22 protein-coding genes are annotated in these 23,253 nt (G+C 54.0%); 6 read left to right on the top strand and 16 right to left on the bottom strand.

Features of this window, described 5'->3' with window-relative positions:
• Positions 1-60: 60 nt before the first annotated feature.
• Together Q8X51_RS18385 and Q8X51_RS18380 are read right to left on the bottom strand one after the other, a co-directional pair.
• Positions 61-1,080 (bottom strand): serine hydrolase domain-containing protein, encoded by a 1,020-nt coding sequence (locus Q8X51_RS18385; protein ID WP_407693975.1) that lies wholly within the window; start codon positions 1,078-1,080, stop codon positions 61-63.
• Between the two features lie 695 nt (positions 1,081-1,775).
• On the bottom strand, positions 1,776-2,303 hold the full coding sequence (locus Q8X51_RS18380) for a hypothetical protein (protein WP_407693977.1): 528 nt from the start codon (positions 2,301-2,303) through the stop codon (positions 1,776-1,778).
• Between the two features lie 623 nt (positions 2,304-2,926).
• Between Q8X51_RS18380 and Q8X51_RS18375 the strand changes: the two genes are divergently transcribed.
• Positions 2,927-3,148: a hypothetical protein gene (locus Q8X51_RS18375; RefSeq protein ID WP_407693978.1), complete on the top strand. Its 222-nt coding sequence runs from the start codon at positions 2,927-2,929 to the stop codon at positions 3,146-3,148.
• A gap of 80 nt (positions 3,149-3,228) precedes the next feature.
• Complete coding sequence (locus Q8X51_RS18370) at positions 3,229-3,597, top strand: histone-like nucleoid-structuring protein, MvaT/MvaU family (protein WP_407693979.1); 369 nt, start codon at positions 3,229-3,231, stop codon at positions 3,595-3,597.
• A 273-nt stretch (positions 3,598-3,870) separates the two neighbouring features.
• On the opposite strand, the gene Q8X51_RS18365 is transcribed toward Q8X51_RS18370, so the two are convergent.
• The 4 genes from Q8X51_RS18365 to Q8X51_RS18350 form a co-directional block, all read right to left on the bottom strand.
• Positions 3,871-4,893, bottom strand: coding sequence for a transketolase family protein (locus Q8X51_RS18365; protein ID WP_407693980.1), 1,023 nt, complete (start codon positions 4,891-4,893; stop codon positions 3,871-3,873).
• Entirely contained in the window at positions 4,890-5,738 is an 849-nt protein-coding gene (locus tag Q8X51_RS18360) for a transketolase (RefSeq protein ID WP_407693981.1), read from the bottom strand. Before Q8X51_RS18360 ends, Q8X51_RS18365 begins: the two co-directional genes overlap by 4 nt.
• Positions 5,739-5,755: 17 nt before the next feature.
• Positions 5,756-7,054, bottom strand: coding sequence for an MFS transporter (locus tag Q8X51_RS18355; protein WP_407693982.1), 1,299 nt, complete (start codon positions 7,052-7,054; stop codon positions 5,756-5,758).
• Between the two features lie 99 nt (positions 7,055-7,153).
• Entirely contained in the window at positions 7,154-7,903 is a 750-nt protein-coding gene (locus Q8X51_RS18350) for an SDR family NAD(P)-dependent oxidoreductase (protein ID WP_407694063.1), read from the bottom strand.
• A 193-nt stretch (positions 7,904-8,096) separates the two neighbouring features.
• Here Q8X51_RS18350 and Q8X51_RS18345 point away from each other — a divergent pair, with 193 nt between their 5' ends.
• Together Q8X51_RS18345 and Q8X51_RS18340 are read left to right on the top strand one after the other, a co-directional pair.
• Positions 8,097-9,014, top strand: a complete 918-nt coding sequence (locus Q8X51_RS18345; RefSeq protein WP_407693983.1) for a LysR substrate-binding domain-containing protein — start codon at positions 8,097-8,099, stop codon at positions 9,012-9,014.
• A 381-nt stretch (positions 9,015-9,395) separates the two neighbouring features.
• A complete protein-coding gene (locus Q8X51_RS18340) occupies positions 9,396-11,000 on the top strand; it encodes an IclR family transcriptional regulator domain-containing protein (protein ID WP_407693984.1) in 1,605 nt (534 codons plus the stop codon).
• A 2-nt stretch (positions 11,001-11,002) separates the two neighbouring features.
• Here Q8X51_RS18340 and Q8X51_RS18335 read toward each other — a convergent pair whose 3' ends face one another.
• The 9 genes from Q8X51_RS18335 to Q8X51_RS18295 all read right to left on the bottom strand — a co-directional run bounded on the left by Q8X51_RS18335 (position 11,003) and on the right by Q8X51_RS18295 (position 19,568).
• Positions 11,003-12,277: an OprD family porin gene (locus Q8X51_RS18335; protein WP_407693985.1), complete on the bottom strand. Its 1,275-nt coding sequence runs from the start codon at positions 12,275-12,277 to the stop codon at positions 11,003-11,005.
• Positions 12,278-12,330: 53 nt separating this feature from the next.
• The gene (locus Q8X51_RS18330) at positions 12,331-13,200 is read right to left on the bottom strand and encodes an aldose epimerase family protein (protein WP_401238001.1); all 870 of its coding nucleotides are present in this window, start codon (positions 13,198-13,200) and stop codon (positions 12,331-12,333) included.
• A gap of 87 nt (positions 13,201-13,287) precedes the next feature.
• Positions 13,288-14,379, bottom strand: coding sequence for a mandelate racemase/muconate lactonizing enzyme family protein (locus Q8X51_RS18325; protein ID WP_407693986.1), 1,092 nt, complete (start codon positions 14,377-14,379; stop codon positions 13,288-13,290).
• Entirely contained in the window at positions 14,376-15,188 is an 813-nt protein-coding gene (locus Q8X51_RS18320; protein ID WP_407693987.1) for an NAD-dependent epimerase/dehydratase family protein, read from the bottom strand. Before Q8X51_RS18320 ends, Q8X51_RS18325 begins: the two co-directional genes overlap by 4 nt.
• 60 nt (positions 15,189-15,248) lie before the next feature.
• Entirely contained in the window at positions 15,249-16,535 is a 1,287-nt protein-coding gene (locus tag Q8X51_RS18315; protein WP_407693988.1) for an MFS transporter, read from the bottom strand.
• A 53-nt stretch (positions 16,536-16,588) separates the two neighbouring features.
• On the bottom strand, positions 16,589-16,882 hold the full coding sequence (locus Q8X51_RS18310) for a Dabb family protein (protein ID WP_407693989.1): 294 nt from the start codon (positions 16,880-16,882) through the stop codon (positions 16,589-16,591).
• Between the two features lie 13 nt (positions 16,883-16,895).
• The gene (locus tag Q8X51_RS18305; RefSeq protein ID WP_407693990.1) at positions 16,896-18,293 is read right to left on the bottom strand and encodes an aldehyde dehydrogenase (NADP(+)); all 1,398 of its coding nucleotides are present in this window, start codon (positions 18,291-18,293) and stop codon (positions 16,896-16,898) included.
• 2 nt (positions 18,294-18,295) lie between these two features.
• Positions 18,296-18,760, bottom strand: coding sequence for a nuclear transport factor 2 family protein (locus Q8X51_RS18300; protein WP_407693991.1), 465 nt, complete (start codon positions 18,758-18,760; stop codon positions 18,296-18,298).
• A gap of 4 nt (positions 18,761-18,764) precedes the next feature.
• Positions 18,765-19,568, bottom strand: coding sequence for a ribonuclease activity regulator RraA (locus tag Q8X51_RS18295; RefSeq protein WP_407693992.1), 804 nt, complete (start codon positions 19,566-19,568; stop codon positions 18,765-18,767).
• Between the two features lie 218 nt (positions 19,569-19,786).
• On the opposite strand from Q8X51_RS18295, the gene Q8X51_RS18290 reads away from it, so the two are divergent.
• On the top strand, positions 19,787-20,713 hold the full coding sequence (locus Q8X51_RS18290) for an alpha/beta hydrolase (RefSeq protein WP_407693993.1): 927 nt from the start codon (positions 19,787-19,789) through the stop codon (positions 20,711-20,713).
• Between the two features lie 547 nt (positions 20,714-21,260).
• Here the strand turns inward: Q8X51_RS18290 and Q8X51_RS18285 are convergent.
• Positions 21,261-22,199, bottom strand: a complete 939-nt coding sequence (locus Q8X51_RS18285; protein WP_407693994.1) for an AEC family transporter — start codon at positions 22,197-22,199, stop codon at positions 21,261-21,263.
• A 97-nt stretch (positions 22,200-22,296) separates the two neighbouring features.
• Between Q8X51_RS18285 and Q8X51_RS18280 the strand changes: the two genes are divergently transcribed.
• Positions 22,297-23,166, top strand: coding sequence for a LysR family transcriptional regulator (locus Q8X51_RS18280; protein ID WP_407693995.1), 870 nt, complete (start codon positions 22,297-22,299; stop codon positions 23,164-23,166).
• The last annotated feature ends 87 nt before the right edge of the window (positions 23,167-23,253 follow it).

The following is a 23,253-nucleotide window of genomic DNA, read 5'->3' as shown; positions in this document are numbered from 1 at the left end:
CGCGGCCAACGTAAAATAAGCGACGCATGCTAAGTGGGCCGGAGTGGGGTGGAAATAATGCTACAGACAATGCACTGCAATTAGCATTGCAGCCAACTGCTCTACTTCATAGTCTTCTATGTTTGATAAAACAGCAATAGAATAGCCCTTCTCCAGTGAACGTTCGAAATAGCTACTAAAGCCCGCCGTAGCACCCTCGTGGCAAAATTTAACTCCATTGCTGTCCTTCTCCATCGAAATCCCGAAGCAGTAGGCTGAATGTCCAATTATTGCTACCCCCCTATTGTTCGTTAGAGCCAGCGGAGTCAACATCTTTTCTATGAGCACATGTCCCCCCACTTTACCGGTGAGGAAATTTTCTGCCCATTTCATGAGATCTGCGGCGGATGAATGTACTAAACTCGCGCCAAGGGCGCTCCAAGGGTTTCGTGACAATATGTAAGTCCGACCGGCACCTTTTGCATATCCTGTAGCAACTCGGTCATCTTGGCTAGCGCCCTCTAGTATGAAGGTGTGATCCATCGCCAAAGGCTCAAAAATACGGGTTCTGGCATAGTCTGCAAGGCAGACTCCACTTGCACGCTCAATTGCTATTGCTAGTAAAAAATAACCTGTATTGCTGTACTCAAACCGTTCGCGTACACGAAAGCTAGATTTTGTCTGCTCACTCAAAATGGAAAGTATGCCGTCGGCACTAAGTTCATCAGTGAAACCGATACCTTTAGAAAGTGCAATTTCAATGAAGTCCGGCATGCCGCCGACATGATAGACGAGATCCTGCAAGGTTACTTGGTATGAGTAGCCACTTACTTCTGGTACGAAGCGGCTTATTGGATCGGTTAAGGCCAAAAGGCCTTCTTGCTCTAAAAGCAGCAAACAAAACGCAGTGAATTGTTTGGAAACGGAAGCCAGATCGAACACGGTATCGCGGCTGAGTGGTCGTTGGGTGGCGATGCTTTCTATGCCAATACTCCGCTCATGGCACCTGCCGTCGTCGAAGCATAGCAAAGAGACAAATCCAGGCGTTTGTTGTTTTGATTCAAAATGCGCATGATTGAAACCGCCTCTCGATCTAGTCATTGAGCAAACGGCCTACTGGGGATTCACTGCTCGCTACGCTTGGCAAATTTAAAGCTCCTGAAGTGTCCAATCTCAAAGATTAAAGTATCGATGACTGCGTGATCATGGTTGCGTTTCTTTTGCTGCTCAGTATCGTAAAGGAGCCGGCGTGGGCTTTAAATTCCCAGTTCGATTTCAATACAAGAGCCCCGCGAGGCTCGAGAAAGCTGCATCTCTGGCAGGATGGTAATGAGTCCATCAGCTAAGTTGTTAGCGTGACGAGCGTGTAGCGTGACCGTACCAGCATCCTGCGTTCGACCTGGCACGATGGCACCTACCTGCTGCTGAGCAATTTTAAGAATATCCAAGACTTCCTGACTCACCTCGTTGGTGGACAGATGCTCAACGAGTGGTCTGGGCGGAGGTGCGGAACGACTCCACATATCTATCACCGCCTGGAGTAGTCCGTTTGAGCCCAGATGCTCAAGGGCCATCTCCCACAACTTCCCCTCTTGGGCGATATTTAGTCGTGCCCTACTCATTACAAAATCCTAAAAGCATCAAGCTCATTACTGATTGCGATTTTACCCAGCTTTCGGCGGAAGCGACGCTCATGCAGCTGGTTGGTCGCAGAGGAAGGGGCGCGAATTCTACGTTGAGCGGCAGGATATTAGATATTCACACTCGCGGAAGGATGCTGACTTGGGCACGTAACATCAATTGGTCGCCGCCCGGATGGAAAACACGGCGATTGAACGCAGCCTATTTCGTAAGATGAAAGAAGCTACGAGGAGAAATAGAGCCATGCCCACCACATCGGCCACGAAATGGTCATACGCATTTATGAACGGGATCCCGTTGGTGGCAGGATCAACAAACATTTCATTTCCGACGGAAAAAAACAGCGTGATCGCTACGCCGATCCAAGGAGTCCAAGGGATCCCCTCGTTAACGTCTCTGACAATGGAGCGGCACAAAAGCCTGGCGAATGAAGAAGGCCACAACAGGAGTGGGATTTTCAGCACATTGCGAATGACTTGAGAGAAGTTGGGTCGCTGCAGCTTGGTGAGGGGGAATCCGAAGTAGCTGAGCGCGAGTGGGAATGTGAATCCGAACAACGCATGGCAGACATTGTAATTCCAGCCTATAACGTCGAAAAAGCGGAGCTGGATGATCCAGAACGTTATGGATATCGCGGTGAAAATCGCGATAGGAGTGAGGATTTGAAAGCGTCTTAAAAGCATGGATTTTCCATTATGCGGGCAGGATATCCATTCAGGGTACGATGCGGTCGACAGTCTTCTCAACCGAAGCCTGCGCATTCACTCAATACGGTGATTAGCAAAGCTGCGCCGTGAATGTTCACCTACCTTGAGTCTGCTTTGCGGCGATTCTCCTCCCCGTCCGCGCATGTTGAATTCACGGAGCTTTGCCTCTGGCTGATCGCTGGATTTTCTCGCTCACGGATCACACCAAATCCCGGATGCCCCACAAAAAAGTAGTATTAAATACTTGGGTTTTGATGGCAAAAACGAGCCGGGGCCTACGGCCCCAAACAGACGAGTTGGGTTAAGAGCAGAAGGGCAATCCCAAACCGATGTCATAGATCTGAAAATGAGCTCAAAAAAACCTTTAGGTCGAACGGATCAAATAAAAAGAGACTGGCAAACCAACCTATTACTAAAGTGAAAAACAGGGCGGTACAGCCACATCTGCTTTTCTTTTGAGTTCAAAATATACATCTCCGGTTTTGAAAAATGATTTCAATATCGAAGATTTTATTTTGTCGCGGATTCGACATAAATGTCGCAAATACATAAAGTCGTAATGGGTAAATCCCCAAAGCGCGAGCTAGGTGCCCGACGCCATGGACGTAGACGACCTCGTCGACGCGGTGCTTATGGGTTCTGATCTCGAGGAGTTGGTCACCCTCCACGCGTGCCGGATGTTGCTGTATGGGCCGCTTTTGAGCGCGAGCGCGGCCTTTTGGCAAAAGGTTTCAGCAATGCCCGAATTTCAACACTCTATCGCTCTTGAAGAGCTTGATGACGACAGCGAAGACATTGCCATGACCCAAACTAATTATTGAATCTCTGCGTTGATACTTTGGCAACATTCGAATGTCTATTTTGGTGTAACGTCACACCACTAATAACTTAGGAAATTCTAATGTCCAAACTCGCAGAATTCCGCCAACTCGAAAAACACCTCGCCGAACAACTCCAAGCGCTCGAAAACCTCAAGGGTGACGCGGGCCTTAAGCAAGAAATTGAGTTCGAAACGAAGCTGCGCGATTTGCTCGCAAAATATGGCTACAGCCTCAAGGACGTGATCAATCTGCTGGATCCACAGGCTAGTCGTCGCGCTCCAGTATCTGGGACTGAAACCACACGTAAGGCCCGCCAGGTGAAGATTTATAAGAACCCACACACCGGTGAAACCATTGAGACGAAAGGTGGTAACCACAGAGGCTTGAAACAGTGGAAAAGTGATCACGGCGCGGAGACTGTTGAGTCTTGGCTGACCAAGGAGTTTTAGCGCTCGAATAAAATGGGCCCAGGAGGGCCCTTTTTTTGATGCTTAATAACACTGACGCGTTTGCTCTCTTGCTCCTCGTTGGTCGAAAGATACCTGATGCTGCTGTATCCCTTATACGTCGTGAGTTTCCGTGGTGTAGCGTAGTCAGCTACCAGACTTCTGCGCCGGTAATTCAAAGGTTGCAGGAACGGATCATGTAGTTGAACATTTTCCTATTCCATGCGATGTAATCTTGCAAAAAGCGCCTCAAACCAAGGCGCCTTGGACAGAGGCCTACAGCCAAGCTTTGATTTGCGCACATACAGCTGGTGTTGAGATGCCATACCGATCATGTAGCGTCGGCAGTGCGCCCGCGTCCAGAAATGCGTCGGGTAAAGCGATTTGCCTGAAGGTAGGCGTCACTCCGTTACGCAGAAGTAGCCCAGCAACAGCCTCGCCGAGCCCACCGATAATCGAGCTGTTTTCGGCGGTTACCACCAGGCGTCCGGACTTGCGGGCTTCGGCTAGGATGGTCTGCTCATCCAACGGCTTGATGGTTGGGACGTGCAGCACTGCAACATCGATCCCGTCTGCCTGGAGCTGCTTGGCCGCTTCCAATGAACGCATCGTCATCAGCCCCGTAGAGATGATCAGGACGTGGTTACCAGTGCGCAGGGTCTTGGCTTTACCGATCTCGAATTTATAGCCGTACTCGTCCAGCACCAACGGGACATTGCCACGCAGTAAGCGCATATAGACCGGGCCCTGATGCGCAGCGATTGCAGGCACGGCCTGCTCGATTTCCAGTGCGTCGCAGGGATCAACAATCATCAGGTTGGGCATTGCGCGGAAGATCGCCAAGTCATCGGTAGCCTGGTGGCTTGGGCCATACCCGGTGGTTAGGCCGGGCAAGCCGCAGACGATTTTGACGTTAAGGTTTTCTTCCGCGATGGCCATGCAAATGAAGTCATACGCGCGGCGAGATGCGAACACGGCATAGGTGGTGGCGAAGGGTACGAAACCTTCCCGCGCCATGCCTGCCGCAGCGCTCATCAGCAATTGTTCGGCCATGCCCATTTGATAAAAGCGATCCGGGTGTGCCTTGGCAAAGATGTGCAGGTCGGTGTACTTGGACAGGTCAGCGGAAAGACCGACGATGTCCGAGCGCTGATCAGCCAATGCAGCCAATGCGTGTCCGAATGGGGCCGATTTAGTCGCTTGGCCTTCGGAGGCAATGGAAGCAATCATCGCCGAAGTAGTCAGGCGTTTTTTGATTGGCTCGCCAGTTGACGTCGGAGTGTTAGCGGCGTTGCTCATTGGTCTTTTCCTTCTTCAAGGTTGCTCAGTGCCAGATCCCACTCGTGTTCTTCCACGCGGATGAAGTGGGTCTTCTCGCGGTTTTCCAGGAACGGCACGCCTTTGCCCATTTTTGTGTCGCAGATAATCACGCGCGGCTGGGCGGCTGAGTGGTTGCGCGCGGCATCGAAGGCGGCGACGAGCGCGTCAAGGTCATTGCCATCGACGCGCTGGGTGAACCAGCCAAACGCCTGCCATCGATCGACGATGGGTTCGAATGACAGGATTTCACTGGAGTAGCCGTCGGCTTGCTGGTTGTTGACGTCGACGATGGCGATCAGGTTGTCGAGTTTCCAGTGCGAGGCCGACATCACCGCTTCCCAAGTCGAGCCTTCATTCAGCTCGCCGTCCGACAGCAGGTTGTATACGAAGGAGGATGAGCCCTTACGCCTGAGGCCCAAGCAGGCACCGACCGCGATGCCCAACCCCTGACCCAGCGATCCACCGGTGATCTCCATCCCAGGGGTGTAGGCGGCCATGCCCGACATCGGCAAACGGCTGTCATCCGAACCATAGGTTTCCAGCTCATCGAGCGGGATGATTTCGGCTTCGATCAAGGCCGCGTACAGCGCAATCGCGTAGTGACCGATGGAGAGATAGAAGCGGTCTCGCTGTTCCCATTCTGGATCTTCTGGCCGATGGTTCATGGCATGGAAGTAGGAGACCGCCAGCAGGTCGGCAGCACCGAGGGCCTGGCCAACATAGCCCTGTCCTTGTACTTGGCCCATTCGCAGCGCATGGCGGCGGATATTGTGTGCGCGTTCAACCAGGGTCGTGGATGAAGCGAGTGAAGGATTAGTAGTCATGGTGAAACTCCATTAACTCAACGATTGACCAAGGCTGCGGGGATGCGCAGCACCAGAGCGGCGCCGGCGAACAGCACGCCGGTGATCAGGTACATGCCGATGGCGCTGGAGCCCGTGATTGTGGTGATCCAGCCGATCAGATAGGGCGAGCAGAACCCTGCGAGGTTGGCGAAGCTGTTCACCGCCGCGATGCCGGCGGCGGCAGAAACGCCACCTAGCAGTGTGGTCGGTAACATCCAGAACAATGAGGTCGCAGACAAAATGCCGGATGCGGCCAAGCAAAGACTGAGGATGGACAGGGTTGGATTTCCCCCCATTAGCGCCGCTAGGCTCAAGCCGATAGCGCCGGCAATCATCGGCACGATGAGATGCCAGCGGCGCTCACGATGCTTGTCACCACTGCGCCCAACCAACAGCATGGCGGCGATGGCACAGAGGTAGGGCAGGCTGGTAAGAAAGCCGATATGCAGAGGGTCGGAAACGCCTGAATTACGCACTAGGGTGGGCAGCCAGAAAGTGATTGCGTACTGTCCCATCACCACACAGAAGTAGATCGCAGCCAGTAACCACAAACGACGGTCGCGAATGAATTCGCCGACGGAGGCATGGGTGACTTTCTGCTGATCGTCTTCCGCCAGTTCCCGAGTGATAAGCGCTTTTTCTTCGTCGTTGAGCCAGGTGGCCTGATGCACCCCGTCCTTCAGGTAGCTCAGAACCAAAAGACCAACAACAACGGTCGGAACGGCCTCAAGAACGAACATCCATTGCCAGCCCGCCCACCCGTGCATGCCGGCGAAGTGATTCATGATCCAGCCGGAAAGGGGGCCACCCACCATCCCCGACAGCGGAATGGCGATGAACCACAACACGGTCATGCGTGCGCGACGATAGGATGGAAACCAGTAGGTCAGGTAGAGCAACAGGCCAGGCGCGAGACCGGCTTCGGCAATGCCTAGAAGAAAGCGAAGGGCGTAGAACTGCCAGGCGGTTTCAACGAAGGCAAACATCGCCGAGACGATGCCCCAGGTGATCATGATGCGTGCGATCCAGACCCGCGCACCGACCTTGTGGAGAATGATGTTGCTGGGGACTTCGCAGAGGAAGTAGCCAATGAAGAACATGCCAGCGCCAAGTCCATAGACAGTTTCGCTGAGCGCCAGATCGTTCATCATCTGCAGTTTGGCAAACCCGACGTTGACGCGATCAAGATAGGCGCACAGGTAGCACAGCATCAGGAATGGCATAAGGCGCCAGGCAGTTTTACGGTAGGCATTGGAACGCACGGTCGAAACCGCTTCGAGCGACAGGGTTGTCATGATGGTCTGATCTCTTGTTTTTATTGACCGCCGGGACATCGAACCCGACGTGTCGTCGATCCAGAACCGCACGGGCCGCGCAGGCCCGCCCAGATGTACTCAGTGAATCAACATGCCGCCGTTCACATCCAGCGTGATACCTGTGAGGTAAGAGGATAGGTCGCTGGCCAGGAACAGTGCTGCGTTGGCGACATCCTGTGCTGCGCCGAGTCGGCCCAAGGGAATCCCGTCGATGATCGCGTGGCGACGATCATCCTCCATCAAGCCGCCGGTAATATCGGTGTGAATCAAGCCGGGTGCGATGGAGTTGACGCGAATGTTTTCCGGCCCTAGCTCACGCGCCATGGCTTTGCCCAATCCAAGAACGCCTGCCTTGGCGGCGCTGTAATGAGGGCCACCGAAAATGCCACCGCCGCGTTGAGCAGAAACGGAGGACATACACACGATGCTGCCGGAAGATTGTTGACGCATTACCGGGATCACTGCCTGTGACATGAGCAGGGTGCCGCGCAGGCTGACGTCCAGCACTTTGTCGTAGTCAGAGGGGCGGATGTCCAGAGTCTTGAGGGGCTGGGTGATGCCAGCGTTGTTGACAAGTACGTCGATGCGACCGAAGTGCTCGATGATTTTGGCAACGGCTTGTTGAACCTGAAATTCATCGGCAACGTTGGCGGCAAGACCGAGATGACCTTCGCCAAGAGAAGCTGCGGCATCACGAGCAGCGGATTCATCCAGGTCGAGGATCACGACGTGAGCCCCTTGTTGCGCAAAAGTGGTCGCTGTCGCGCGGCCAATGCCACGGGCAGATGCAGCACCAGTGATGATTGCGACTTTGCCTTGGAGAAGCATGGAGGAGTACCTCAAATTGTTTTTATTGGTCGATCCAAGAAGAACCGATGACTCAGCTTGTTCTCCGAGGGTGTCCTGAGCAATAACGTGAATATCACTCGATGCTGAAAAAAATTCAGCACTCGTCATGCCGATCACTAGGTGATTGAATGGTAGACAGTCCAATAATCTAAAAAAATGTAATGAGGACGCGATGCGCACTGATGCCGATACGCCAACCATCCTTCCACCGCTGAGAGCAATTCAAGCCTTCGAGCAGACGGCTCGCTTCGGAAACGTTGCCAGAGCAGCTGAAGTATTGGATTTAACGCCATCAGCTGTTAGCCACCAGTTGGCCAAGCTTGAAGGGATGATTGGTAGGCAATTATTCGTGCGAGCGGCACGTGGTGTCTCCCTGACTCCGGTGGGGGAGCAGTACCTGAAAGAGGTCTCCGGAATTCTCCACAGCCTTGCAGTGGCAACCGAGCGTGCAGCGAGCGATGTCAGTCTCGATTGTCTGCGGCTGCATTCATCGCCTAGCTTCGGCCTGCTCTGGCTGATGCCGCGATTGGAGGCGTTTCGCGCGAGTAATCCAGATATTCAACTCAACCTGTCATGCTCATACGAGTCACTGCACTTCAGCCGCGACAAGATTGATGTGGATATCCGCCATGGCATGCCTAATTGGCCAAGCTATGAGGTTCGTACAGTGCAAAATGAAAAATTCGCCGTCTTAACCTCACCGAAATTGCTTGCCCAACAACCCATTCAAGTTGCTTCGGATCTACTCGATTGTGATTTGGTGTTGTCTGAAGCCACGCTGCTAAAGTGGCCACAATGGTTCGCCCAACATGGTTTGGCTCGACCGGAAAGACCCTACACATTGAGTTTCGATCGATCCTATATGTCACTTGAGGCCGCCAGCCACGGGCTTGGATTCGCGTTGGAAAGTACGCTGCTCGCGCAGAAGTACTTGGCGTCCGGCGCGTTAGTAGAAGTCAAGCCAGAATCCCTCAGCGCCCCAGTGGCCGCTCACCATTTAGTGTTTCCAAAGGCGCATTCCGGCTTTCCGCGTGTAAGGCGTTTTTTGGAGTGGATGGAAAGTGAGTTGGGACATGAGTTCGCGTACTGAGCGGTGCCGAGATGGAACGCTAGAGGGGATACTTCTTCGTCTTGGACTGAGCGTTGAAAGAGCATCAATTGTTGATCTCTCAGAGAGCCACACCATTCAGCAAAAGATGTATTCAGCACTTTTCGCCTATGCGCGACCTGGCCTCACATAGTGCCGCCTTCAGCTCGCCGACGAGGCATTCCCGCGCCTCTTCACGTATTGGCTGCTGCTTAGCAATTTCCTGATTGCGTAGGTGAACCGCGATTAGCTAAACCTCTAGCGCGGGGTGGGCTGAGTACCCTTGTCCTGTAATGTGAGACTGGTACTGCGAACTCCGGCATTGATGTAAAAATCATCTCCCATATTATGATATTCCTCCTAAGAAACTATGAGGGGTTTCCGATGGACGCAGGCAAAGGCACCGCATCATTAGAAAAAGCCTTTGATCTACTCGAAGCTATCGGGCTAGCACCTGAGGGACTCGATAGTCAGCTGCTTGCTGCCCGAGTAAATCTTCCGCGCTCAACGCTTTACAGATTACTTGGCCTACTGGTCGATCGCGGGATGGTTCGGCGCGATCCAACAAGTAAACGCTACCGTTTGGGTTTCCGTTATTTGGAGATGGTTCGGGGTGCTTGGTTGGAACCAGATTTGGTAGCCGCAGCTAGCTTCGAACTGAGATCGTTGCGAGACCTTACTGGCGAGACCGCATATCTTGCTATCCGAGAGGGAGATCAAGTTCTCTCCCTTGAACGTTGTGATGGTGCTCATACTCACCGCTCCGCCGCTGCCATGGGCCAGAGCAAGCCGATGTATTGCACAGGTCAGGGCAAGGCCATCCTGAGCGCCATGGGTGAGGGTGAACGCCGTGACCTCATCAAACGAATGCAGTTGGTACCCCTGACCCCTCTGACGATCACTGATAAACATCGACTCGCTATTGAAGTTGAAGTTACCCGCGCGCGTGGATATGCCATCGATGATGAGGAAATCGCGATGGGCATTCGGTGTGTAGCTGCCCCTGTCGTGGATGGTTCGGGTCAGGTACGTGGCGCGTTGAGCATCGCAGGCCCTGCCTATCGTCTGGATCGTGATCGCCTTGAGCTGATCGGCCCAGAGGTTGCGGCTTCGGCGCAGAGGGTTGGCAGTCAGTTGGCAGTGCGGCAAAACCCCTCGAATCCCGATGTCTTGCAGCCTCTCAGTGACCGGTGGGCTTTCCTGGGAGGGCTGCCAAGGTGGAGCGAGCGGGAGTCGTGTCTCTATTGGGCCGACAAGTTAGGGCCCGCGATTTATCGCCATGACGATAAAGGCACCGAGAAGATCTTTCAGTCTGAGCGGCCAATCAGCGGCATGGAGCTGACTTCCAATGGCCTGTTCGTGGCCGCTGACGAGGAGTTCTTCTTCATCGTTGATGGGGTAGTCAGATCCCGAGGTCACTACGGCTTCGGTGCCCCCGCGTGCATTTGCACTGACCGTGATGGCCGGCTGTGGGCAGCGACTCGAATGCTCGGGGGCACGTGGAAGGTTGGAGAAGTGAAGCGCGACGGAACGCTCAATAGCCAGTGGCAGTTTAGTGAGGCTGTCAGTGCACTTGCCTGGGATTCCCAGAGTGGCCAGCTTTTTGCTCTGGCTGCCGATTCCGGGACGATCTTCCGACTGGAGCGCTCAGGGCAAGTTCGGAGATTCGCAACGCTTCCAAAGGGTTCTGGTTTGTTGAGCGGTCTGGCTGTGGATGAAGAAGGAAGCATCTGGACAGCGCTCTCTGGCGGTTGGAGTATCGTCAAATTCGACCGAGAAGGAAATCTGGAGCGGATGCTTGGCGTGCCTGTCTCATCACCCACGGATCTCTGCTTTGGAGGCGTTGATGGTGCCTCTCTGTTCATCACCTCGGCGCGCCAGGCAGTCAGCCGAGATGCTCTGAAAACTGCGCCCTGGTCGGGCACTGTCATGAGTACACCAGCAGATAGCCGTGGCACCCCAGCGGCTATCACGCGCGGGCCGGCCTGATCCTATTTCAGCGCGAACGTGTATGAAATGATGGCGCGGTTTTCATCGCGCCGCCCTGTGGCATCCCCCTGAATTTCAACGTTGCGCAGGCGCAGTGCCAAGTTTTTCAGTGGGCCGCTTTGAATCACATAACTCACGTCGATGTTCCGTTCCCACTCTTTGCCTGCTATGCCTTTTACTGTGAAATCCTCACCGTGCACGTAGCGCGCGAATGCGGCCAGGCCTGGCACACCTAGGCCTGCAAAATCGATGTCGTAGCGAGCCTGCACGGATTGTTCTCCAGCACGATCAAACCGCAGCACCTGGACTGCGTTGGCAACGCCTGGCAGATCGGTGTCGTGAAGGAAAGGCAGTGCGCTATCGCCAGCGTTGTGCTGGTAACCCAACGTGACCTTCTGGAAACCGTAGGCCGCACTCACCAGCCCCGATGTCATGCGGCTATCCAGGTTTCCGGCACGCGCCACGCCGCTTTCATCACTGTCGAGATAGTTGAGAGTGCCCGACAGCCTCCATCCACCAACATCCACAAACTTCGTGCCGGTGTAGAGAACTTGCTGATACACGTCTTCCAAACGTCCGCCCCAGATGCCGAGCGACAGGCTGTTTTCGGGAGACCAGGTGCCTCCGATGTAGTTGAAGCGGTCGCTGGTGACGTTCAAATAGTTTCCCGTCTGCATCGCGCGCGAACCACTGAACTCGCGATAGTTGACCTGCCTCATCTGGCCGAGGCTAAAGGTGAAATGATCAATCTCGCTGCTATCGAGCATTGCGCCTTCGAAAAACTGAGGAAGCAGCCGGGAGTCGCCGGCGTAAACCAATGGGATCTTCGGAAAGAGTCCACCCACCTTCAGTTCAGTTTTGGATATCTTCATTTTTACTGCCGCTGTTGCTTCTGAGTACTCATCGACCGATCGAGGGTCTGCGTTACGTGGCCCGCCCGCGCGATTGTAGGCACCCGGAAGGAGGGCGCTACCGCTGCGATCCGGAGAAGAGTCCAGCTTTATGCCCAATCCTGCGTACATGTCCACCCCAAATCCAATCGGCGTATCGGTGTAACCAGATTGAGCCTTGAAGATAAATCCTTGAGCCCACTCCTCGATTTTCGATTGTGCGGGAGCCGACGAATCGCGTAGGTCATGGTTGTAGTAGAAGTTTCGTAGCGTCAGCGCAGCCTTACTGTCGTGGACGAAGTCCGCTTGGGCACAGGTGGGGATGAGCCCAGATGCAACCAGGGTGAAAAATGGGACGGAAGATGAGCGGAGCTGGAGAGTTTTCATTCTTATTATTTTCCTTCGATGGGCGGCGTTGCATTGCCGGTAGTCCGGCAAGTTCAGTTAGGTTGCCAATGAAACTTCAGTGATGCGGCCAGGCTTTCGCCGGGCTCGAGAACATGGGTGCCCCGGTCATGCCATTGGCTGGGGGGGCTGTTAAAGGCATCTGCAAGGTGCGAAACCGGCTCAAGGCAAACGTACGGGGCGTTTACTGGTGCGAATGCGACGAAGTGGTTCAGTGGTGCTTTTGTCAGCAGGGTCAGTCGGCCTTCGGGATAACTCACCTTCAACTCGCCGTTCCATTCGGATCCGTAGATGGCGAGCTCTTCGCTTATCTTTTCGCTGATCACAATTGAACGGTGCTTTGAATGATCCACTCCGGTTGGCAGGTAGGCATTATCGATTTCCCATACGCGAACCAGACCCAATTCCACGCGCATTCCTGCATGGCGATGAAAGTACGGGTGCAGACCCAGTCCTGCGGGCATCGAAGAATTCCCCAGATTTGTCACAGCTATTTCGATGTGTAACTGATCATCGTTGAGTGTGAATTGCTGTTCAAAACGCACAGGCCAAGGCCAATGTTCGCCGTCGTAGTCGCAGGTAAGCGTGGCATTGCGTTCACTGTGGTTGGCGACCAGCCACGGCAAGGTTTGGGAAACCCCATGCAGGGTGTGAGGAAGAACTTCAGGATGGGGAGGAAGGGCGTGAGTGATTCCACCATGCGCCAGTCGGGAGTCCCGAATGCGGTTGGAATAAGGCATGAGTGGATAGATCCCACCTTTAGGCCAAGCGACGGGATCAAAGGATTCCGAAGTGATCGGGGTCACGATATCCAATCCGGTTGCCTGCAGTAGCGCGACCCGACCGCCCCATTCGGGAATGAGTGCCAGAGACCAAGTTTTATTCTTGAGTTCTACACGTTTCATGGATGCTCCTGAAATCGGGCATGCAACGTCCCATCCGGCGCACTTTGCACGCCGGAGGAAGTGGTTTAGTTCGTTAGAAGAAGGTGTCTAATTCTTGAGGAATTGCTCAAAAACGCCCAAGTTCAGATCAAGGCCCAGACCGTGCCCGGTTGGGACTTGCATCGATCCACCATCCAGTAGGCCTTTGACGTCGTAGAGCCAGCCATCCGTTTCAACGTAGTGGTACTCGATTAACGGCACCTTTGGTTGAACGGCTGCGAGATGCAGCGTGGCTAACAAGCCCGGGCCGAAGTACGGGCTATGAGGTAGGACTAGGGTGTTATATCGGCTTGCGAGTTCGGCGATCCGAAGACACTCACTGATACCTCCTACCTTGGTTACCGAGGGTTGAATTGAGTCGACCGCACCCAGCGCCAAGGCGTTTTCGAATTGAACGGCGGTGCACCAGTTTTCACCTGCCGAGATGGCAACGCCTTGGCCGCGTAAGCTCGAGAGAGTCGCGAAATCTTCAGGCGGGAAGATTGGCTCTTCCAACCATGCGAGATTCATCTCAGCCAGCGCTGGAAGCAACTCACGAGTGTCGTCGACAGTCCATGAGCAGTTGACGTCGGTGGCCAGCGGAACATCGTCACCGATGGCATGACGGCAAGCGGCGATTTCTTTGAGTGAGTTTTCATGCAGCTTGATGGTGTTGAAACCCTCGCGCAGTGCGCGCTCGCACGTGGCCGGCCCGATAACGCTGTCGTTGTACCGGACAAGGCTTGCGTATGCTGGAAGCGAATCGCGTGCGGTTGTACCCAGCAATCGATGTAGCGGAAGTCCTTCACGGCGAGCCTTCAAATCCCACAGCGCCATGTCGACGCCCGATAAACCGAACATGGTGACGCCGTAGCGACCAAAAATGTGCAGCCGGAGCTGGGCGCTGAGGTTCCAGGCTGGAATATCGTTTACCGTTTGATCGACGATGAGGGGGGAGATCAGGCGATCGATCATTGCCTGCACTGAACTTGAAACGAAGTACCCAAAGGCCTCTCCCCATCCCACGTTTCCAAGCTCGTCCTCAATGCGAACTAGAACGTTCTCCAGCGTATGCCAGGTCAGGGGGGTGATGACCTTTTCCTTGCCGCCGTCATGGAAAGGGATCTCGACTACAAAGGTCTTCAGGCTCGTGATCTTCATGACTGCGCACCCAGAAGGCTCACCAGTTTGTTTCCGGCATAGGCGCCGCCAACGTGATCACGGCCCGAACATTCAGGATCCATTTCTTCATAAGCCAAATATCCGGGAGCAAGATTGTCTTCTGCATTGTCTTGAGGGCGGTAACCCAGCACTCTTGCCCGAGGATTGTGGAACAGCGGGTTGGGGCTCTCTGATACGCCGTAGACAACTTCGTGTCGAACCTCAGGGTGCTCTAAGCCAATCCGGACTAATTGCCCGAGATCGCGCGCACTCGTCCACATCCGTAGTCGACGGGCGTCGGCGACTTGAGCATCTGCATTACCGATACGAATCACGAATGTTGCCAGGTTATATCTCTGGGTAAATGCAGCGCAGGCCGCTTCGCCGAACACCTTGCTCATCGCGTAGTAGCTGTCGGGGGCCGGCGGCATGTCGTCGAATGTTTCAGCAGCGTCGGTACGATACTGGCCGATCACATGGTGGCTGCTGGTGAAAATGAACCGTTTGACACCATGGCGATGCGCGGCTTCGAGCAGATAAAGGGTTGCGTGGTAATTAGGTTCAACCGTGGTCTGGAATGCAATGTCTGTCCCATGAGCGCAGGCCAGATGGAGGATTCCATCAACACCTTCAACAGCGCGCTCCACCAGGGCAGGATCTGTTAGGTCGCCAACGATCTCTGTCTCGTCTGAGTGCAACGAGCCCACTGAGCGACGATCCAGCAGTCTGAGCGTGTAGTGCTCACGCAGTAAGGGACGAAGGGCTGTACCAACGATGCCCGCAGCTCCGGTAATCAGCAAGGTTTGCATAAACTGTTTCCTCATTCTGCAAGGGGCTGAGCCAGGTTGAACCAGCTCAGCTTCTTGAATTCAAGCCGTTGCTAGCACCGGATTTGAAACGGCCCTGTTGGTCACAAAAAAAGCCACGATCACCGCCCCGATCACACCCAAAATGCCCGCAAGAGCGAACCCGCTCCCGAAGGTTCCAGTGGACTGTATGATCATGCCCGTCGCTGTTGGCGCGACAATACCCGACAGATTGGCGAGACCGTGCATGAAGCCGCCGGCGGTACCGACCTGATGATCGGGCACCGCGTCTTGGATCATCGACCAATAGGCAGGTGCAGAGAGCATCAAGAATCCGACCGCAATGGTCATCACGATCACGGCGCTGGTCACGCTACTGAGTTGCCCGGTCAGACCTACGCAAATCGCAGAGATGAGCAGGCAAGTCACCAACACGACCTTGCGCGAAAACAGCCGCCGACCAGTACGTTTGAATACCCAGTCGATCAAGAATCCGCCACCGATGAATCCCAGAGTTCCTACGAACCAGGGGAGGGCGGTGACGATGCTCATGGACTTGAGATCGATGCCTTTAGCATCGATTAGATAGCTTGGGAACCATGTCATGAAGAAGTAAAGGATGTAGTTGTAGCAGAACAACGAGAGTCCCATGACGATCACTGCGCGCTGCCGAATCACATCAAGCACCGGCGTTTTTGGGGCGTCACTCGCGGACTGCACGGGAGCTTCACGATCAAGATTGATCAAAGCCAGCTCCTCTTGGCCAACGTTCGGGTGCTCAACCGGCGTTGAAGTGGCCAGACGCCACCAAGCCAGCGCCCAGATGATGCCCAGCACCGCAATAACGACGAACGCGACACGCCACCCTAGCCACAAGGCCAGAAAACCCACGATAGGCCCGGCGAGTGCACCACCCAGCGGCCCGCCAGCTTGGGCAAAGCCGATGGCACGAGCGCGCTCTTTGATTGGAAACCAGCTGTTGATAGCCTTGTTCGCGGTAGTGCTTACCGGCCCTTCACCAACCCCGAAAAGCGCCCTTACGATCAATAGCGACCAGAAATTGAAAGCCAGTGCGGTCGAACCACACAATACCGACCAGAACCCCATAGACCATGTAAGGACGCGTTTAGGGCCGAAACGATCAGCTAGATAGCCACCGACGAAACAGAACAACGCATATCCAAAAAAGAAACTGCTGAATATCAGCCCCTTTTCAGATGGCGTCAGGTGGTAGTCCTGGGTGATGAATGGCATAGCGATGGAAAGAGCAGCCCGGTCAACATAGTTGATAACCATCGCCACGAACAGCATTCCCAAGATCGTCCAGCGATAGGGCTTCTTATTTTTCATTACTGTCTCCGCGCGTCCTCATTGAGACGCGTTTGTTGTTATTGCAGCGAGTTTCAGGCGGTGTAGTCGACGGCCGCCCACTCGAAGTATTGCTTGAGGTCTTTCACTAACGCTTGGTGCGCCGGATGGGGCAAGTACTGCTCTACGGCCTCGGCGTTGTCGAAACTGGAATCGAGCAGATAGTCCCAACAGATAGAGCGTTCAAGTTCGTTGGTCTCTACATGCCAGTCACGGATGAAATCGATGTAATTAGGCAGTGCCCGCATGCGTTCCACCAGTTCGGCTTCAAGCTGTGGTTGAACTGGTACATCGGGTAGACGGCGGAACATAACGATATGACGCATCATCAGGACGCTCTCCTTACGCTTGGGCCCAAGCAGGAGCATCCTGCAAGGCAACTGGACGGAGGAAGCGTTCCAGTGACGCGTATCCAACTGACGTGGTCTGCGGTGCCGTCGACGAAGGCCACGGGCCGCCGTGGTTCTGAGCCGCGCAAACGGCAACGCCAGTAGGGACACCGTTGAACAACACTCGACCAGAGACGCTTTCTGCAGCACGCACCAAGGATCGATTCGCTGGAGTGTCATTTCTGGCTCCCCAGAGCGTAGTGGTCAGGGTTCCACCGATAGCACGAAGTACCTGCTCGACCTCAATGAGGCTAGAAGCCTCAACGATTACCGCAGCTGGCCCGAACATCTCCTCTCGAAGCTGTGAACTTGCGATGAAGGTGTGCGCATCAGTTCGATAGAGCCGTGGAGCCGGGCCTGCGCCATCTATACCAACTACAAGAGTCTGGGCATGTTCTGCGACCAATGAGCTGGCATGTTCGAAGCCTTCACGCATGGAAAGTGTGAGCATCGCATGGGTCTGGATAGGTTTAAGTGCGTCGCTCAACTGCGAGATGAATTGCTCGGTGCGATCACCTTTTAAAACCACAATAACTCCTGGGCTCGTGCAGAACTGCCCACACCCCATTGTGATTGAACCGGCCAAGGTGTTTGCCAGATTCTGGCTGTCAGCCTCCAACGCTTCAGGTAATGCGACCAGTGGGTTGATTGATCCCAACTCGCCGAAAAAGGGGATTGGAACAGGGCGTTCGTTAGCAAGACGCCACAATGCGGTTCCACCCTGATATGAGCCGGTAAACGCTACTGCTTTGATCTCGGGATGTTGAACGAGATGGCCGCCACTACCTCGTGAAGCGCCCTCAACGAGGGTCAACAAACCTTCAGGTAGTTGCTGAGAGCGAACTACTTGTCGTGCCAAATCGAAAACGGCCTTCGAAAGGCGAGGGTGTCCTGAGTGAGCTTTCACAACGACTGGACAGCCTGCTGCCAAAGCAGAGGCTGTGTCTCCGCCAAGCACCGAAAAAGCAAACGGGAAGTTGCTGGCTGAGAACATTGCCACAGGCCCAACCGGTCGCAGGATGCGAGTGAGTTGAGGTCGTCCAGCGGGTGGAGCTCCTGCAATCGCTTCATCCACGACGCGCTTGTGAGCTGCGCCCGCTTCGAGCTGTTCTGCAAACCCTCGCAGTTGAAATGCAGTACGCGCAATCTCTCCTGTCAGGCGGGCCGAACCCAAGTGACTTTCTTCGTCAGCGATAGTGACCAGATCGCCCTTATGAGCTTCCAGGGCTTCAGCCAGTCCACGCAGTAGCGCAGCGCGAGTAGAGATACTGGATTCAGCCCAGTAAGGTGCTGCCTCGGTGGCCTGGTTTACTGCGGCGTCGACTGAGGCGTGGGCAGTGACTTTAGTCATGATTAGATTTCCTCGGCTTCGGAGTGAGCCAACGGCTCCAGGTGATAATCACGGCCTGCGTAGTCGAAGCCAACTAACTCGTTGATGGTCACTTGCTTATCGGCGGGGGAGGCGTAGTAGGCCCGGATCTCCTTGATCAGGCCGCTGTCCTTATCAAAGATGTACCACTCATCTCCCCGCAGTGCCGTGCCCAGTTTGCTCTTCCAATGAGTCCATTCGATCACTGCTTCATCACTGTCATGACTGATCAGGATCTTCTCTATTGTCCACTGAGAGCCAAGATTTTCGACACACCACTGCCACTTACGAGCGATGGTGTCTGCGGTACACCACGGGATATCAGGTAAGCCGTCGGGGAAGTAATGCACTGCATCGGCGGTGAAGCAGGACACCAACTTGTCGTAGTCCGCTTCATTGCAGGCGTCGAAGTAACGGCGAATAGTTTGCGCGTGTTTATGCTGTGCCATGGGATCAATCCTTCTTGGAAATGATGGATGGAATGGCTGGACGGCCTGATGCAACCCAGTCTTGATAGGCCGCAACTGCTTCTGCGCTGGGTGGATAGATACCCCACAGGGCCTCGCCGGATGCGATTCGCATAGCAAGGTAGTTTTCGATGTCGTCTTGCTCCAGGCAGACATCAGCTAGCTCTTCTGCGAGGTAGGCCGGAACGAGAGTCAAGCCGTCTGCATCACCGACGACGACATCGCCGGGGTATACGGCAACTCCGGCACAGCCAATCGGAACTTGCAGATCGGCAACGTGGTGGTAGGAGATGCGGGTTGTGGCGGTGATTTCACGGGCATAGGCTGGCAGTGTCATCGCCGCAATCTCGCTCCCGTCGCGCAGAGCGCCGTCAGTCACGATGGCACGAGCGCCACGGGCGAGAAGTCTTGTTACAAGGATATTGCCCGCTGATGCGGCTGCCGGATCGTTGCGGCTATCGATTACCAGCACATCACCAGCCTGCACTTGCTCGATACCCTGCCATTGAAGATTGTCGCCATTAGGCTTGGTCGTCATGGTGCCGTAGGTATCGATATCCTCACGAGCAGGTATAAAGCGCATCGTGAAAGCACGACCGGCAAAGGGCTTAGCTTGAGCGCACATGGCGCGAAGACCGACGAACGCCGGTTGACGAAAACCGCGTTTAAACAGTTGTGTGGTCAGAGACCCGCTGGAACAACGGGAAAGTTTTTCGAGAGTCTCATCACTGACAGCAACATTGCGGTTCTCGCCGTTGTTGTATTCCTCGGCGTATTCATGGATTGCCATTCTTGTTCTCCAGGCTGCATTTGATGGCTGGCTCGTTTGGCCGGCAACTGGTAGCTGATCCTATGTGCAGGTGCTGGAAGGACAAAATGAGATCGTCGTTAGAACGACCGCTGTTTCCCACATTGCGAGAATCACAAAAGACCAGCTGGCTAAGAGCAGCACCTGGATTAGAGGATCTCGCTAGGCTGGGGGGGACTTTCACAAGGGGAATATTAAAAATGGCCAACTACAACCTCGCCCCCGCATTGGCAACCTACGTAAAGGAGAGTGCGAGCTTCGCCTCGAGAAGTGATGCAATCGCCGACCGCCGCGAAGCTTTCGCTGAAGCTTGTCGGTACTTCACACCATTGAGACCAAGTGGAATCAAGGTTGAAGATGACGAAATCAATGGTTTAGCCATTCGCATCTACTTACCTGAAGCACCGGCACCATCAACAGGTTGGCCTACCTTGGTGTACTTCCATGGCGGCGGTTGGAGTATGGGAAGTCACAAAACTCATGATTGGTTTGCGTTCGCGGTGTTACGTCGCATTCCGATAGCGATTGTGGCTGTGAATTATCGACTAGCCCCAGAGCACCCGTTCCCAGCCCCCCTTGAAGATGGGCTAGAGGCCTGGCATACCTTACGTCGCGGTGATTTCCCTCAGCTAGATAAGGACTGCCTTTCGGTTGCAGGCGATAGTGCTGGTGGCTCACTGGCTGCTGGTCTATGCGTGGCTCTAAGAGAAATGAATTTGCCGCAGCCCAAGCTCCAAGCATTGGTCTACCCGGTTTTGACCGCTAGCGTCGAGCTGCGCTCTATGCAGGCACACGCAGAGGCACCCATGCTCACTACCGCAGGCTTGTTGGCCTCGTTGGAAAGCTACGTTCCCGGACACGTACGCAAAGCCGATCCCCGAGCCCTCGCGTTGGAAATCGACAACGCAATCGGCTTGGCTCCGGCATTCATTGGCGTCGCTGAGTATGACCCGCTGTTCGACCACGGGATTGCGTACGCGAGCGTGCTTCGGAAAGCAAGTATTCCCGTCCATTTGCACATAGGCCGAGGATTAGTTCATGCCAGTCTTCGTGCTTCTGGAGTTGATGAGGTGGAGGATTTCTATGATGTGCTGGTTGAGTCGCTGCGGAACTCGATGATCTGTTAAGAATGCATTTGGTTGGAAACATGCTTCTTGGTAGTCGTTGCCAGAGTGCCGCGCACATTGTCCCCGATCTCACACGAGCATCGCTGTTCGAACCAAAGCGCAAGCTTCATTTTCCAGGATTCGACTGCAACCAAGTTTTTTATTGATTTTGAAGAGCGCGGAAGCAAGTTAGCGTTAGGCTGCTGATTGCGAGTCAAGCATTGAGCCAGCAGTGGCTTCACAGCAATGAAGAGATTACTCAACTCGATCTACCAAGAGCTATACACGAGGAGCATAAGTACTCGGCGTCTGCTCGTTGGATAAACACTGATGACAGCCAGTCCCGAGTCGCGGTGTTGGCTTGGCAGGGTTCGCCTGTTAATGTGCTTGACTAAAAAGTGATACCTCGCCCTGTCGCTGGCGTTCACCCCGATGTTAGGAATTTCTACTGACGCCTTGGGACTTCGCTTGGAATCCTCTGACAGGAATGCAGGGCTGTATTCGCTGTTGCTTACCGGTGCCCCGGATACTAGGCGTGCTTGGGCGAATGCAGAATAACGATTCTCTTTTAGAGCTTGTTAAGGCCGATCCAGTACACACACGCAGACAGGGTAAAGATTGAGCCCAACGTTGTGATCAGTATGACTTTTGCTATCACTGCTGCTTCGCGTCGATAGAACTCGGCAATCATGAATGGGCCTGTGCCCGTAGGCATCGCGCTTAGCAGCACCGCGGAATGCGCCCACATGGAAGGCAGAGCAAACACTTTGAATGCAAGCACCCAAGTAATGGCCGGCTGAACAAACAGTTTAATGAGGATTAACGGCCAAGCACCTTTCTCGCAGGACGTATGTTTTTTGGACAGGAACAGGCCTAGGGAAATGAGAGCGCATGGAGTAGTCGCAGCGATTAACAAGTCTAGAACGCTGGCTAGAGGTGTCGGAATTCCCGAGCCACTCCATCCCCATAAACTTCCGATGATTGGGGTTATGACCAATGGGTTTTTAAGCAGTGCCTTGCCCACGGACTTTGCAGCGCCGTAGAAGGTGCTATCGCTTTGCAAACCTATTTCTATGAGCGTCAGTGCGATCCCAAACATGAAGCAAACGATGATAAGTGTGGATATCAGAGCAGGCTGCATACCCTCCTGGCCGAGAATCATCAGGCATAACGGAATTCCAATATAACCTGTATTTGCGTATGAAGCACTCAGCGCATCAATGCTTCCTTCAACCAGTTTTTTCCCCTGCGATAATTTCCAGAGCACGGTGCCCAAAAAAACCGCTAAAGTGCCTGCGCCGAAGCTTATGATAAAACCGGGATGCCAAATTTCAGCAAAAACGGTGGTTGCGGTTGTTTTGAATAATAAGGCTGGCAGGCAAAGCCATACGACAAATTTGTTTAATTCTGATGCTCCCTGATCACCAAGTCGGTTAGTGCGCCCACAGATGAACCCTAAGAGGATAAGGCTAAAAATTGGGAGGACAACCAAGACAACCGTGTTCATTTAGCGAGCCTACTCAGTGGGGGTGTTGGATTTTAAGCTTGACAATTGATGCAGTCCAATGATTAGTATTCTCAGAATTGATACGCGGGACGCATCGATGCTTGAAATTAAGCAAATCAGAAACTTTCTGGTGCTCGCTGAGCACCTGCACTTCGGCAAGGCCGCTGACGCGGTCAATTTGACCCAACCGTCGCTCAGCCGTCAGCTGGCATGCATCGAGGACGAGCTCGGCTGCTGCTTGGTGTCGCGGACATCCCGTAGCGTGGAACTTACTGCGGCAGGGAGGGAGTTTCAGCGATTGGCTAGTGGGCTGATGGTTGCATGGCAGGATGCTGTGAGTTCGACCCGAGCAGTCGCCCGCGGCCTACAAGGAGAGCTCAAAGTAGGCTTCACTTCGTATGTGGCATGGACAATCTTGCCATCTATTTCTAAAACCTTTCTAGAGCAATACCCAAGTGTCAGCATGCACTTGCAAGAGATGCTGCCAGTGGAGCTGATTTCTAAACTACGTGCGGGAGAGATCGATGTGGGGGTTACCTTCCAATCCTTTGAGGAAGGTCTAGAGTATCGACACTTACACTCGGAGCCGCTTTGCATCGCCTTGCCCACGAGCCATACCTTGAACAAGCATCAGGCACTAACTATAGAGTGCTTGGAAGGTACGAGATTTATAATTAGCCGTAGGGATACATCTCCGCCGCTCTACGATTCAATCATGCAGGTATGCAATAATGCAGGATTCAGCCCCAAAGAATTCATGCATGCCGATTTGCAACAGTCTATAATTAACTTGGTTGCTGAAGGTCTCGGGGTTGCCATTGTGCCCAAGTCAATGAGTAAGTTTAATCACGAGGGAGTAAGTTATTGGCCTATTGATCATTCTCCAGAAGTTAAGTGCGGGGTGTGCTGGAATCCAAATAACGATAATCCCTGTCTAGAGAATTTCTTGGACTTGTGCACCGGCTAGACGGTCATCTGCTGAGAAGTTGATGAAAGCGGATGCACACTAGCGTTGGCTTCGCTGCATTCGGGAAGTGTGAAAATGTAAGAAAGT

Origin of the sequence: Pseudomonas sp. Yb2C2 (assembly GCF_052112325.1) — a bacterium.
In the GTDB taxonomy this organism is placed as follows: domain Bacteria; phylum Pseudomonadota; class Gammaproteobacteria; order Pseudomonadales; family Pseudomonadaceae; genus Aquipseudomonas; species Aquipseudomonas marginalis.
Note: the sequence above shows the minus strand (reverse complement) of the source record. Positions and strands in the feature narration are given on the sequence as shown.